The organism is Bacillus sp. EKM501B (genome assembly GCF_011800505.1).
In the GTDB taxonomy this organism is placed as follows: domain Bacteria; phylum Bacillota; class Bacilli; order Bacillales; family Bacillaceae_G; genus Bacillus_A; species Bacillus_A cereus.
On the sequence record NZ_JAALFZ010000001.1, the window covers coordinates 137,830 to 151,552 of the forward strand.

The following is a 13,723-nucleotide window of genomic DNA, read 5'->3' on the forward strand; positions in this document are numbered from 1 at the left end:
ATTACCTTATAATGGAGTTATCAACCTGTTCTTTTATTCAAAGTGAAACTTATTTTGAAGGAACGCTAGCTTTAGTTTGGAGATATTGCTTTTTTATTAGAGAAAATTATGCGAAACAAATATGTGCAGTGACTTCTAATATAAGTATCAGACATTCCCATGCATAATGGCACCGTATGTAATAAGAATATATTCATTTAATTCTTTTAGATTCTATGAATGAAGACTATTCTTATCTAATTCAGCAGGTGTTGTTAAAAAAATGTTATTCTTCATTTCAAGTTAAAGATGAAATTTTATGGGGGACATTAAAAAGATTCATAAAAAATCAAATAATAAAGAGCTTATACAACTTTAAATCGTTTTTACAGGGGAGACTAACATGAAAATTAAATCTATTAACTTAACAAATAATCCGATATTAGGAAATTTTAGTTTAGATTTTTGTGATACAAATGGTGTGCCATTTAACACTATTTTGCTATCTGGAGAAAATGGGACAGGAAAATCAACATTATTAAATATTATTTATAATTTTTTAAGCTTACCAATCCCAGCGAAAATATCCACGGAAAAGCAAACATTCGTTTTTGAATTGAATGAAGATGAAATAAATAGACTTTATACTTCCGAGAGGTTCAAACAAAGAATGCAAGGATACAGTGTTACAAATGAACTCACTGTTACTATAGACCATTCTATAAAAAACAATTGGGAGGCTATAAAACCAAGTATTTCTCGAGAAGGCGGAACGCCTATAGAATTTGATGGCTATGCTTTTGCTGATTCAGAAGAGATAAATATTTTTAAAAGTGTTTTTTCAGATGTCGAGGTTAACTACACTCCAGGTGAAATTAGAACTACTTCTTCTTTAGATGTTGATGTTGCAACACAATTAAATATTAAATCTTCCTCAAATTTAGCAACTGAAATCACTCAATTATTAATTGATATTGAAGCGCTAGATAGTAGTGAATTTTCGGAGTGGGCCGGATATAATCAGGATAAAATAGTCTCAGAGGGTATTAGGGACAAGCGCATGAGTAGGTTCAAAAATGCTTTTCATTACATGTTTCCTAACAAAAGATTTAAGAAAATATTAACTTCACCAGAAGGAAAGACAGTTTTATTTGAGGAATATGGAAAAGAAATATCATTAAATAATTTAAGTTCAGGTGAAAAACAAATAGTATTTCGTGGAAGCTTTCTTCTTAAGGATAAATATTCGACTAAGGGCGCTGTTATCCTTATAGATGAGCCTGAAATAAGCTTACATCCTAATTGGCAATTAAATATATTAGATTTTTATAAAACACTCTTTTTAAATGAGGATGAAGTACAGACCTCACAACTTATTGTAGCGACTCATTCTCCTTTTGTAATTCACAATAAAAAACAAGAAAAAGATAAAATTATTGTCTTAGGAAAAAATGAAACTGGGGTTTATGTACACGCAGAACCGACCTTTTTTGGTTGGACCCCAGAACAAGCGGTAATCCAAGCTTTTGATATTCAATTGAATTATGACAGAGATAAATTAGTAGTGTTAGTTGAAGGACCTACAGATGAAAAATATATCAATAAAGCATTGGAAGTATTTGGGTTTAAGCATCTACCTGTTATAGTCCAGTGGGTAGGGCGAAAAGAGGCTGCTGGAAATAAATTTACAGGGGATACAGCTTTAAATCATACAAGAGAGTATTTATTGTCAAACAATAATATCTCTAATAATAAGTTTTTACTTTTATATGATTCAGACACTAACACTAGAGATGCAGATATTGATTCAGCAAATTTATACATTCGAAAGTCACCTAAAAATGAAGAAAATGAACTTTTCAAAATAGGCGTCGAAAACTTATTAACACTACCCCCTGATTTTCCAAAGGATAGATTTTATAAAACGATTACAAGACCTGATAATTACGGAGGAAGTATTGTAACTCAAAGTCTTGAAAAGACCGCGCTATGTGAATATATATGTGATGAGCTAGAGGAATCTCAACAAAGGGTATATTTGAGTAAAATTGAAACTGAGATAATATCAATAATTGAAGAGATACATGCCAAAGAGCTCAATTAGGAAAATAAATTCTTTGAGGTATCTAAAATATAGTGTTTTAGATACCTATAATCTACTACAATACAGTACCTTAATTCTTCTTAAACTGGCATATTAAAAAATAAGAAATCCCCTAACATATTAGCCATATATAATATGTTAGGGGATTGATTTTAAACGTTTTTTATAAATTAGGTCTTGATAAGACCAAAGCAAAAGGGTGGGTTTCGTAAAAAATAGTAACGTGTAATAACCACCACCCTATACGGTAGCAGTTAAGGAAGAGATGTTAGCGCATCTCTTCTTTTTATTATATGCCATTTTATTTGATGTCATACTTATATAGTATTCTACGGAAAATATATCATATTCCTATTTTGTGGTCAATTTGATCCCGCTTTAACGGGCAGTAAGACCCCCACCTCAAAATTCAGTGGAAGCAAAGAAGTTAGGTGGGGGATCAACTGTCCGTAAAAGTCCGATTGGTTCAACTAATAATCAGTGGGGGATGAACAAAACCCCCCACTGATTAAAGTTTCACTTTATTGCATGATTGAAAAGGTGTAGTCTTATTCCTCTTCAAACTGAAAAATATCCCTGTTAATAAGTTGGTGGAGATACCTATCCATTTCAGCCGCAGAAACGCTTCTTTCATTTTTAAACCACCATGCGCTTAATGAGGTGATTGCCCCTGAATAAAACTCAATGATTAAATCATTTGGCATCGTATGATTTTTGCGCAGTTGATGTAACGCTTCTATTTCTTGTTTTCTCGTTTCGTGACTTAAATACTGTGTCCGGTTAATAAATTGTTCATCAGACATTTGCGTTTCTAATATTTTACCGATTTCTTCATGGTGTAGAAATTGTTCCATTACTTGAAATGGTTTACTTAATCGATCTGAAACGGGTATTTCAGCAATCATCTTGCTGTATCGTTTAAATCCAAATGCTAATAAAGCATCTTTATCTTCAAAGTGTTTATAAAAGGTTGTTCGGTGTACCATCGCGCGGTCACATATTTGGTTAATTGTGATCGTACTATATTTCTGTTTTGATTGTGTCATTAATTCAAATAAGGAATCCCATAGTAATTTATGTGTACGTCTAATACGTAAATCAATTTGTTTTTCATTATCGTTCATCTACAATTCTCCTTTTTTGTAGATTAAATATACAGTGGCTGAAAATTGATTCTCCCTTTTTAATCTACATATGTATATTATATTACATGTGTTCTGGTGTATTTAAAGTTTTTTAGTAAGAAACAGGAGGAGAATTTGCAAATGAATATGACAACTAAGAGCCCAGCAAGTGGCAAAGTTGATACTTCTAATATGAAACATACCCCTATTTTAATTGCATTACTTTTAGGGGCAATGGTTGCATTATTAAATGAAACATTACTTGGTAATGCGTTAACAGTATTAATGAAAGAATTTGGCGTAACAGCTTCAACGATTCAATGGCTTTCTACAGCTTACATGTTGGTTGTTGGGGTTTTAGTTCCAATTACAGCGTTACTTCAGCAATGGCTCACAACAAGACAAATGTTTTTGATCGCTATGGTAACGTTTTTAGCTGGTACATTAATTGCGGGATTCGCACCGACATTTTCCGTTTTATTAGTCGGCCGTATCGTCCAAGCGGTAGCGACAGGATTAATTTCACCGTTATTAATGAATACGATTTTAATTATTTGTCCGCCTGAAAAACGTGGTGCAACAATGGGATTAATCGCACTTGTAATGATGGCAGCTCCAGCAATTGGCCCTACATTATCTGGAGTAATCGTAGACTCACTAAATTGGCGCTGGTTATTCTATATTGTTATTCCTGTCGTGATCATTTCCATTATGATTGGAATGAAGTACATTCAAAATGTTTCAGTGTTAACAAGACCAAAAGTAGATTACCCATCAATCTTTTTATCGACACTCGGATTTGGCGGACTTGTGTATAGCTTTAGTGCATCAGGTGATTTAGGATGGTCTGATACGAAAGTGTATGGCGCTTTACTTGTTGGATTTATCTCATTATGTATTTTTGTCGTCCGACAATTAAAAATTGAGAATCCAATTTTAGAATTACGCGCATTTAAAGTCCCGATGTTTACATTATCAGTTGGATTAATCGTCATTGTGATGATGTCGTTATTTTCAACGATGACTTTATTACCGATGTTCCTGCAAACAGTTTTACTCGTTACAGCTTTTAAATCAGGAATCATCATGCTTCCGGGAAGTGTTATTAGCGCCATAATGGGACCAATCGCAGGTAAACTATTTGATAAATTTAGTCCGAAAGTTATTATCGTTCCCGGTATTGTGTTAGTGGGGATAGCAATGTTCTTATTTAAAGGCATTACTCCTGATACATCAATGGTACAAATTATTATTATGCATAGCGTATTAATGGTTGGACTCATGTTTGTTATGACAGCACAAACATACGGTTTAAATCAATTAACACCAGATTTATATCCGCACGGAACAGCACTGTTTAGTACACTGCAACAAGTAGCTGGCGCAATTGGTACAGCTATATTCATATCGAAAATGTCTTCAGGAACAACTAGCTATATGGAAAGCTCCGCAAATCCACTGGATCCAGTAGAGAAGTTAAACGGTTTAACGTCTGGATTCCAAGGTGCATTTGCACTAGGGTTAGTCTTTATCATTGTTGCTTTTATCGTATCGTTGTTTTTAAAAGAAGAGAAAGAGGGAGTAAAGGCAGCGAGGGTTTTACAGAACGAACATTAAGGTTTATATAAAAAAGACATCTTTCCCTAAAAAAGATGTCTTTTTTATATTTTTTTCGTAACACTTGTTTTTGATGTCTTAATACATAAGAATTGGTATGTAAAATATTTGTATTTTTTGAACATGAATAATTATTGAGAATAACGATGCAAAGCCGTGCTAATAACTAAAAGTCCAATAATGAGAGAAAGTGTTCTTATAATAAGTTCTGCCACTAATAGTTAACCAAATGATTTAGTGACATCGTATATAGATCCTGTTATGAGAATAGGTGCAATCATAATTATAATTCCAATTATTATTTGAAGAAGTAGATTGATGTTTTTATTCAAGACAATCACCTCCAAAAAAATAGGGAATGAGAATATGATTTTTTTTGTATTATAAAATGATTATATCGTATTACATTAGACGATATAATCATTTTTAAATAGTAGAAATTAGAGACTCTTCAATAAAAAGGAATTAAATATGGTATTCTTTAGTTAAGATATGTAAACGAAGACGGGGGAAATGAAGATGGATAAGAAGCTAAAGTATTGGCTAGCATCTATTATAGGGGGAGTAGTACTTGCAACTGGTATGACTTATGGAATATTACAGTTTGCTGAAGTCCCGCTTAAGGGTGAGGACCATGTTTTTGCAGAGGTTAATAAAGAAGACATACTATCGAATGAAGCAGAAGTGAAAGGTTCAAATGCACAACTTCACATTACAGTAACTTCTACTGAAGAAGAAGTTATTTCAGCTATGCATAGCATGACTCATCAAAAAGTAAAAGCGTGTGAAGGAAAGGGAGCAACCCCTATGTCCAAAAAGAATGCAGAGAAAGTAAGAAATATTCTAAACGGAAACAATTTCAAGAACAAAGAAGAGCTATTAGCAATTACTGAAAGATGGGCAAATAGAGATTTTAGTAAAATTGTAGAAGAACATAACTATTTTATTAAACTTCAAGGTGGCGTGATAGGTGAAGCTACAGTGATGGATAAGGTAGACGAGCAAGTATTCTGTCTCAATACTTTCGGTGATGATGTAACGGCCGCATTAATTAAATCAGGAGATCTTCAAGCGCTGTAAGGTGTTTTTTCTCTGATATAAAGAAAGCCTCAAGTATTCATATACTTGAGGCTTTTCCAATGGAAAGATAGGAATGGTCCGAATTCTTTACATTAAGAACAAAGTGGAATTACTCCTAAACCAATTAATAAAGCTGCAGCAACTGCTGGAATTGGTACAGGAATTTGAATACCTTCTACAAATAAGAAATATTGACCACTTACTATTTTAAAACAAACTAATTGCATGGCTATTCCTCCCTTCTTTTAGGATTAATACATTATATTAATTTATCTATCTATTTATATAGTTAAATTATTTATTTTTAAAAATATAGTTAATATGTGAATAGTTTTCGAAAGGACCTGCTCAATCAGTGCGGAAAAACATAAGATGAAACGAATCCATTAAAATACATGAGTGAACCTTAGTTTTCCCCTCTTATCTAAAGGAGGAACTATTATGGGTTATGGTGGTAGTTGTGGCGGTTGTGGCTTTTCTGGAGGCTTTGCTTTATTAGTTGTGTTATTCATTTTATTAATCATCGTTGGAGCTTCTTGCTTCTGCTAAAAACTATTGGAAAAGACGCTCATATGGAGTGTCTTTTCTTTCGTACAAAATGATTCCTGACAATAGCCAACTGTATAAAGTATACGGTATACTTTTGCCTCATTAGACATATAAAAATGTTGGAGGGATGTTATGAAACTAGTAGGGAAGCACATTTATATTCGGCTTTATAAAACTGATGATGCCAACGAGTTAGCTAACTTACATATTAGAAATCGCGAATTTTTTCAACGAGTTTGTCCGTTGCTCCCAGAAGTTTTTTATACAGAAGAACATCAAAAAATACGTCTTGAACAAGCTCTAAAAAAGACAGCTGAAGGGCAAGTATACCCTTTTGGAATTTTTTTAAGAGAAAATGATAAACTGATTGGAGACATTTCATTAACTCAAATTGTTAGGGGAGACCTCCAAAGCTGTTATACGGGATTCACTTTAGATAAGGAGCATAATGCAAAGGGCTATACAACAGAGGCTCTTCAACTTGTTGTAGATTTTGCTTTTAGGGAATTAAAGCTACATAGAATTGAAGCAGGAGCGATGCTTGATAATATAGCATCTATTCGTGTATTAGAAAAAGTGGGGTTTAAAAAAGAAGGTATAGCGAAAGAAAATATAAGGATTAATGGCAAATGGACAGATCATCAAATATTAGCTATTATCAATAGTTTGGATGTGTAAGCTTATTTTGATTCCAATAACGATAATTATGTAAATACGAAACCCCTTCAGCAAGTAAACTGAAGGGGTTTTTTCTAGATACATTGAATCCCGATAAGTGATGTTATGGTAACTAAGTCTTTGTAAGCATTGTCAATATGGTATAATATGGTTAATTGTGTTTGTAAAAAGGAGAAATGTTTAATGGGAGTTTTTACAGCATTGTTAGCAACTAGCTCAATTTTATTAGTAGCTTGGGTTGTAGGTGAAAGAGAAAAACAAAATCAATAATAATATTTTATATTTATGGATGAATTAATTATAAAATTAAGAGGGGTTTGGGTATGGGAGACGTATATGGGGGACTAAAATATTTTGGTTTTTTACTTGTATTAGTATTTAGTGCGGGATTTATTATACGTTGGATTTTTCGTGATGTAATTTCGTTAGATCAATTACTTGGTTTAGGTATAGGAATTATTACGTTAATAATGGCGTTTTTTATAAAGAAATACAGTAAAGAGCTAAATACTAATAGTTAATTTATGTTTTCTTTGGATGAGTATCTCGATAGTGAGGAGATACTCATCTTTTCTTATGAGGGATTCAACTTCTTTGTTTATAATACTTCGAATGTATACTTTTATTTTATATTTTGAGAGTATCAGAAGATTTGGTGTGAACTCAATGTTTAAGGTAATTTAAAAGTTTACTTTCAGGAATAACAAAAAAAGAGTCCTATATTAAGAGGACTTTTTTTCTATTTCCCTTATTTTTTTCCGCAACTGTTTGCCAAGTGAACATGCTCATTAAAAATGTTGTTGTTAATTTGTTTTTCATATTTCTTTAATTCTTCATTGATTTTACTGCCAGTTTTACTTTCAAAACTTTTCTCTAATTCAGCTGCTATATCTCTTAGACTTGTTTGTAATTCATGAAATGCCCCTATGTTTTTTTGAAGAGCATATGTATCTTCTTTTATAATATCTATTGATTTAAACCCTACTTCTGTTTTTAACATCATACGCTGCATTTCTTTTTCAATTTGTTTTTTAGCAGCTTGTAATTCATCAACAACCTGATTTGCTAAATCTCCTGCAGCATTTTCGATTTGTTTTTCTATCTTTTTAATTTCTCCCATAAAATCGATCATATAATTATCCCCTTATTTAATTTGAAAATTTGATGCTAATTGGTTGTCTTTATCTCTTAGTGAATTTGCTGCATCACTAATATCATCTCCGAATCGGCTTAAACTCTTTTGTTCTTTTTTTAAAAGATGGATTAATTCTTCTGCTAGGTTTGCGTCATGGAAATAGTCATTTCCACCTTTTCTAATTTTAGCAATTTGTGAGATGGCTTCATCTACTTCGTGTTCTTCTAATAAATGATATCTTCCACCTGGCCCTGTTTCATGTTTTAATTGATTTTTTAACTTTTGAACTGCTTCAGCTTCGTTTCTTTGAAACTCTTCTATATTTTTTGCGATATCTGATAATCGATTGCTGAGTGTTTGAATTTTTTTTGCTTGTCTTATAATGTCTTCAGGTTCTAATTTTAATATGGGACTTCCGTTTGAATGAAAGGATCCCCTAAATGTATCTCTGCCGTGTCCGTCCATAGTTAAACGTGTAAGAAATCCTTCTTTTGTATCGTTCTGTCTCAATGTGTATTGTTTACCAATTAGAGGTGCGCCGAATTGAGTGTGGTTACCAATTGGGTCATTTTCATGTGTATAATCAGTTGCTTTATTTTCCATTTTCCCTTCATTTACTCGTTTTTTTGCTTCAGGACTTAGTATACGATAGGGATTCGGTGCAGCCCATGTAGTTGCATAACAATCTAATTCTGAAGCGATAAGGTCTGCTTCTGCACCACCTTTACTATGTCCAGTGGTATGAAGAGAAGAAGGGTTATATTTTGCTACGATGTCATTTTTTGCCCATTTTAATCCAGTATCAAATGATGTTTCAGAATTAGGTTTTATAGTTTGACTGTTACTTGGAGTAATTACTTTAGAATGTGTTTTAATTCCAAACGTAATCTGATCGATATCTGTTTCGAAATCTGCTAATTGGTTAGGCTCTGTACCGCGAAATGCTAGGATTATATCATCATAATGTGTTGCATTTTCATCATATTTGTCTGCTGGTACTACTGCGATAGCTTGTAATCCATTTTTTACTTTCTCTTTATCTGCATCTATTGATTCTATCACTTTCCATTCTTGCCCATTAACTCCTGTGATTTTTCTTCCTTTGTGTAAATAATAGTCGTCATAAACATGGTCTGATAGTCTAAAATAATCTTCATCTGTTGCAATTGTGTTCTTTTTAAATTCACTCATATGTTCCAACTCATTTCATGGTATATTTTAACTATATTCAAATACAAGGGGATTTTAAATGAAAAAGAAATTGGTAATTATTTTATCCATTATTTGTATTATAGCAGGAGGATATTTTACTATGGAATACTTAAAACAAAAAGAAAAAGAAGAAAAGTTTTGGAAGGCACAAGAGGCACGAGTAGAAAAATACATTCATTACAATATTCAAGATGTACAATCGATTACGTTTACAAAATATGAGGTAAGTCCTATGGGCATTCCTAAATTAAAAGGTTATATAAATAAAGATGAACAATTGTCGTTTATAGCCCATATTAGTACTACCGAGAATTTTGAAGATGATTTTGGATGTTCTGGAGAATTAGATGAAATGATAAAAAAACCTGCAAAATCCGTATCTGAAATTGAAAAAGAGGAGAAGGAAAAGAAACAAGAGTAGTCTTTGCACTATTCTTTTCTTCTTTATCCCATTTTAAGAAGAATGCAATGGTAAGTTTTTTATAAGGGGAATTTCCAATGAAGAAAGTAATGATTTTGGTTGTATCTGTTGTGTTGCTCATAGTAGGAGGGTATTTTACTATGGAATACTTAAAACAAAAAGAAAAAGAAGAAAAGTTTTGGAAGGCACAAGAGGCACGAGTAGAAAAGTATATTCATTACAATATTCAAGATGTAAAATCGATTACATTTAAAGAACACAGTGTAAGTCCAATGGGTGTTCCCAGATTAAAAGGTTATATAAATAATAATGAAGAATTGGATTTTATAGCTTATATTAGTACTACAGAAAATTTCGAAGATGATTTCACACGTTCTGGAGAACTTGGAAAACTTATAAAAGACCCTGAAAAGTCGGTATCTGAAATTGAAAAAGAAGAGAAGGAAAAGAAACAAGAGTAGTCTTTGTGATTACTCTTGTTTTTTATTATAGAAAAATAAAATATTTGAAAGTTTTTAACAATGCATTATAATATATTTAGTAAAATTAACCAAATACGCATTTTACTCATTATGTACTAAAGGGGAGATAAAAATGGCTGGACAAATTCGTATGTCACCAGAGGAGCTTAAATCGAAAGCGACTCGATATGGACAAAGTGCAAATCAAATTGAGGACATTTTACGTCAACTACAAAACTTACAAAATGAATTAAGAGGAGAATGGGAAGGCCGTGCATTTGAAGGTTTTGACCAACAGTTCAATGAATTAAAGCCAAAAGTACAAAACTTTGCACAGCTATTACAAGAAATTAATATGCAGCTTAATAAAACTGCAGAGGCTGTTGCTTCTCATGATGAAGAATTATCACGTAATTTCGGTTTGAAATAAGAAATGTTGTAATTTCTACATAAAATTCTTGGAAAATGATAGAAAGTAGACTAGTATTCATAAGTTTACATTCGAAGATACATAATAAAAAACAGTAGTGATTTTATACACTACTGTTTTTTTATTGTTTCTTGCAAGTGAATTATTTATATTCCTGTCTATATAATTTAAACGAATAAATAGCTCCAATAAAAAATACAAAAGCTTCAAATAATATAAAGATTTGACGGAAATTCTCAATATCTTTACCAACTAAAGAAATAAATATAGCATTCATTAGAATTTGAGTAGTAAACATACGAGAAGTAATTTTTAAATAAATAGCATTTGTTCTTTCATCTCGTTTACCAATTTTTTTGTAAATAATAATAAGTGCAATTACTGAACCCAAAAATAGAAGTGCTGTAAGTCCTACAACGATATTGAAATTGCCTGTACTTTCTAACATCCATTTATTTAATAGATCAATCATTATTATCTTCCTTTCCTACATAAGAGAATATTTCGTTCTTCTTTTTCACTATAATAAAAAAAGAAAAAGGAAAACATCGAACTTTCTTACAAACATTCGTGTATTCTTACAGTTTTGTCATTTTGTAAATGTATTCATCGCCTTGCCTTTCACTATTTTCTTTGGAAAACATAGTGAATTACGAGAAAGAGCGCTACAAGATCAACTTCCAAGAAGTAGTGCACTAAACCTCTTAATTAATGCAATTAGTTTGTTTTAAAGTAGTAAGTGGACAATACTTCTTAGTTGTAGAAAGTATCGAGATCCCTGTGCCAATTCCAGCGTTTGCTGCAGCTCTATTAATTGGTTTAGGAATAATCCCGCTTTGTTCTTAATTTAAGGAATTACAAACAGTTCTACCTTTCAATTGATAAGCCCTCAAGTGTATGAATGCTTGGAGGTTTCTTATAAAAAAAAGACGCCATAAGGCGCCCCCACAATTGGGTAGATAAGACTTTAGTTTTCCAATCTAAAGAAGTTTTGTATCAGCTCTTTGAGAGTATATCATAATATTCGGTTCATTTATTATGCATTTTTACATACCTATTAAAATACCTCTATTTTCCATTTGATAAAATGCAATCCCAATATTGTTAATAATTAAATAAATATTTCTACAAATTGAAAATATTTACAAAAGATACAAAAGTGATACATTTAAGGTGCAAGTTATAAAAAATATTTAAGGGGGATTTATTATGTTTAAGAAATTAGTAGTAGGAACATTAACAACTGGTATCGTATTAACTGGAGGGATTGGGGCAACATCAGCAAGTACAGAAGGTGTAGATAATACTAAAAATTCTGCACCAATTGTCCAACGTACCCAAATACTTAAAGATGATTTCAGTCTGATGAATGGTGAAAGAGAAGTACCGTTCGAGCATGTAAAAAAAGCAGATATGAGAGTTCATATGACAAACAATACTAAAGGTACACTTGACTGGTCTTTAAAAGACTCAAAAGGTAATGTTATTGGTTCTGGATCGTTAGCAGCAGGAAAGGGTTTTACAAATACGTACAATACTCTTCCAAAAGGTAAATATAAGCTTAAAGTTACTCACAGAAATGGTGGTTCTGGATCATTCTATGCAGCTGCTCGTACTTTAGACTAATATACATAGAATCATCTTAAGTATATTAAAGAAGAACAATCGGGGAGTTTGAGGATTAAGGAGTTTTGTTATAATATCATCGCGCTAATGCAAAATCAAAAAAGGCCTACCTAGGAAAATAGGTGGGCTTTTTAATGCAGAAAAAAAGACACCCAAAGGTGTCTTCTGACTTGAATTAACGTTTTAGACCGGACGGTTCGGTCTAAAATAGAGTTAAGATATTAACAAATTAATTTTCTTAATATTCACCTGTAGCATATTCTCTCTTATTCTTTTAGTTAAAAATAATAAATAGCAATCACTGCTAGCGAATTATTAATCATGTGCATTATAATTCCCACATATAAACGCCCGGTTAACTTATAAGTACAACCTAAACCAATTCCCAAAAGGAAATATGGAATTGTTTCTAAAGAAAGAAGACTAACATGCATACCTGCAAAAATAGCTGAAGAAACAAGTACACCTAACCAGGAATTTTTAAAAATTCCATGCTGTATAACACCACGATAGACAATTTCTTCACCAATGGGTGCTACTAGAGCAATAGAAAATGCGAAGACTAAAATGGGTAACGTTACTTGGCTTTCTAATTCAACTTGATTAGATGACTGAAAACTTATAAAGTCTGCTAGTAACAGCGGTAGGGATTTACATACTACAGTTAGTACTAGACCTAAAAGTAAGCTTTTTGGCAAACTCATCGTAAAATTATTTTGATTTGTAAAAGGCTCTTTAGATCTACGATAATAAAAATAAATTATTAGAACAACTAACAAATCAATTGCGTCAAACGAAATGCTCATCCCGCCAAACTGTTCATCACTAATGAAATAAACTAGTGCGATAAGTTGCTTTAAAATCATATAAAACACAAAAATCCCTAACGATATTGCCGACATTTTATTGAATCGACATTGTTTTTTTAATATACCAAACACAAAAAATCCTCCTTGAAATAATTTTAATTCGTAGAACATGATAACAAAGTCTAACTTCTTTTGCACTACTTATATAATAAAAATACAATTTAAATATATCTAAATTATATAATATCAACTTAGAAATATTTAAATAAATGGTAATAGGGGTTACCATTTACTACACCTACGGAAATAGGCGTGCTTTCTATTCATAAAGAAAAGACACCCAAAGGAGCCTTCCTCCGACTTGAATCATCTTAATTTAAATAATATGGGGCCCGCTAACATATTAAAAAGTACACATTTACGAATCATGTCTGGACCAACTCTATCAATTTGCTATACTTATATTTGGAAGTTTTATACATATAGGTGAAGGAAGGA

The 13,723-nt window shown here is 32.0% G+C and carries 16 protein-coding genes and 2 pseudogenes; 11 read left to right on the forward strand and 7 right to left on the reverse strand.

All coding sequences use genetic code 11. The annotated features are described in order from the left end of the window. Positions 1-382 precede the first annotated feature (382 nt). A complete protein-coding gene (locus HFD78_RS00715; RefSeq protein ID WP_000695213.1) occupies positions 383-2,083 on the forward strand; it encodes an AAA family ATPase in 1,701 nt (566 codons plus the stop codon). A 548-nt stretch (positions 2,084-2,631) separates the two neighbouring features. Here HFD78_RS00715 and HFD78_RS00720 read toward each other — a convergent pair. Beyond that, on the reverse strand, positions 2,632-3,207 hold the full coding sequence (locus HFD78_RS00720; protein ID WP_000999275.1) for a TetR/AcrR family transcriptional regulator: 576 nt from the start codon (positions 3,205-3,207) through the stop codon (positions 2,632-2,634). Positions 3,208-3,348: 141 nt separating this feature from the next. On the opposite strand from HFD78_RS00720, the gene HFD78_RS00725 reads away from it, so the two are divergent. Then, positions 3,349-4,824 (forward strand): MDR family MFS transporter, encoded by a 1,476-nt coding sequence (locus HFD78_RS00725; RefSeq protein ID WP_001057544.1) that lies wholly within the window; start codon positions 3,349-3,351, stop codon positions 4,822-4,824. 131 nt (positions 4,825-4,955) lie between these two features. On the opposite strand, the pseudogene HFD78_RS29895 reads toward HFD78_RS00725, so the two are convergent. After that, a pseudogene (locus HFD78_RS29895) lies at positions 4,956-5,156 on the reverse strand (hypothetical protein). A 187-nt stretch (positions 5,157-5,343) separates the two neighbouring features. On the opposite strand from HFD78_RS29895, the gene HFD78_RS00730 reads away from it, so the two are divergent. Continuing rightward, complete coding sequence (locus HFD78_RS00730) at positions 5,344-5,904, forward strand: PRK06770 family protein (RefSeq protein WP_000358638.1); 561 nt, start codon at positions 5,344-5,346, stop codon at positions 5,902-5,904. 92 nt (positions 5,905-5,996) lie between these two features. Here HFD78_RS00730 and HFD78_RS29780 read toward each other — a convergent pair whose 3' ends face one another. After that, the gene (locus HFD78_RS29780) at positions 5,997-6,131 is read right to left on the reverse strand and encodes a hypothetical protein (protein WP_001177693.1); all 135 of its coding nucleotides are present in this window, start codon (positions 6,129-6,131) and stop codon (positions 5,997-5,999) included. A gap of 214 nt (positions 6,132-6,345) precedes the next feature. Here HFD78_RS29780 and HFD78_RS00735 point away from each other — a divergent pair, with 214 nt between their 5' ends. From HFD78_RS00735 to HFD78_RS00745, 3 genes are all read left to right on the forward strand, one after another. Further along, entirely contained in the window at positions 6,346-6,453 is a 108-nt protein-coding gene (locus tag HFD78_RS00735) for a YjcZ family sporulation protein (protein WP_000540375.1), read from the forward strand. Between the two features lie 132 nt (positions 6,454-6,585). Further along, positions 6,586-7,131, forward strand: a complete 546-nt coding sequence (locus HFD78_RS00740) for a GNAT family N-acetyltransferase (protein WP_000779770.1) — start codon at positions 6,586-6,588, stop codon at positions 7,129-7,131. Between the two features lie 323 nt (positions 7,132-7,454). Further along, entirely contained in the window at positions 7,455-7,652 is a 198-nt protein-coding gene (locus HFD78_RS00745; protein WP_000503139.1) for a hypothetical protein, read from the forward strand. 227 nt (positions 7,653-7,879) lie between these two features. Here the strand turns inward: HFD78_RS00745 and HFD78_RS00750 are convergent, their stop codons facing one another. Both HFD78_RS00750 and HFD78_RS00755 read right to left on the reverse strand, forming a co-directional pair. Continuing rightward, complete coding sequence (locus tag HFD78_RS00750; RefSeq protein WP_000564899.1) at positions 7,880-8,263, reverse strand: hypothetical protein; 384 nt, start codon at positions 8,261-8,263, stop codon at positions 7,880-7,882. Between the two features lie 12 nt (positions 8,264-8,275). Beyond that, positions 8,276-9,457 carry an alpha/beta hydrolase family protein gene (locus HFD78_RS00755; RefSeq protein WP_001288660.1) on the reverse strand — a complete coding sequence of 394 codons (1,182 nt, stop codon included), beginning with the start codon at positions 9,455-9,457 and terminating at the stop codon, positions 8,276-8,278. Positions 9,458-9,515: 58 nt separating this feature from the next. On the opposite strand from HFD78_RS00755, the gene HFD78_RS00760 reads away from it, so the two are divergent. The 3 genes from HFD78_RS00760 to HFD78_RS00770 all read left to right on the forward strand — a co-directional run bounded on the left by HFD78_RS00760 (position 9,516) and on the right by HFD78_RS00770 (position 10,790). Continuing rightward, positions 9,516-9,899 (forward strand): DUF1433 domain-containing protein, encoded by a 384-nt coding sequence (locus HFD78_RS00760; protein WP_000728337.1) that lies wholly within the window; start codon positions 9,516-9,518, stop codon positions 9,897-9,899. 77 nt (positions 9,900-9,976) lie between these two features. After that, entirely contained in the window at positions 9,977-10,360 is a 384-nt protein-coding gene (locus tag HFD78_RS00765) for a DUF1433 domain-containing protein (protein WP_000757435.1), read from the forward strand. A gap of 133 nt (positions 10,361-10,493) precedes the next feature. After that, a complete protein-coding gene (locus HFD78_RS00770; RefSeq protein ID WP_000918604.1) occupies positions 10,494-10,790 on the forward strand; it encodes a WXG100 family type VII secretion target in 297 nt (98 codons plus the stop codon). 142 nt (positions 10,791-10,932) lie between these two features. Here the strand turns inward: HFD78_RS00770 and HFD78_RS00775 are convergent, their stop codons facing one another. Then, positions 10,933-11,262: a hypothetical protein gene (locus HFD78_RS00775; RefSeq protein WP_061654792.1), complete on the reverse strand. Its 330-nt coding sequence runs from the start codon at positions 11,260-11,262 to the stop codon at positions 10,933-10,935. Between the two features lie 139 nt (positions 11,263-11,401). Between HFD78_RS00775 and HFD78_RS30030 the strand changes: the two are divergent. Beyond that, positions 11,402-11,518: pseudogene (locus tag HFD78_RS30030) on the forward strand (transposase); the annotation flags it as partial. Between the two features lie 481 nt (positions 11,519-11,999). Beyond that, entirely contained in the window at positions 12,000-12,416 is a 417-nt protein-coding gene (locus HFD78_RS00780) for a hypothetical protein (protein WP_000473855.1), read from the forward strand. A gap of 278 nt (positions 12,417-12,694) precedes the next feature. On the opposite strand, the gene HFD78_RS00785 is transcribed toward HFD78_RS00780, so the two are convergent. After that, positions 12,695-13,357 carry a CPBP family intramembrane glutamic endopeptidase gene (locus HFD78_RS00785; RefSeq protein WP_000467045.1) on the reverse strand — a complete coding sequence of 221 codons (663 nt, stop codon included), beginning with the start codon at positions 13,355-13,357 and terminating at the stop codon, positions 12,695-12,697. Positions 13,358-13,723: the final 366 nt, after the last annotated feature.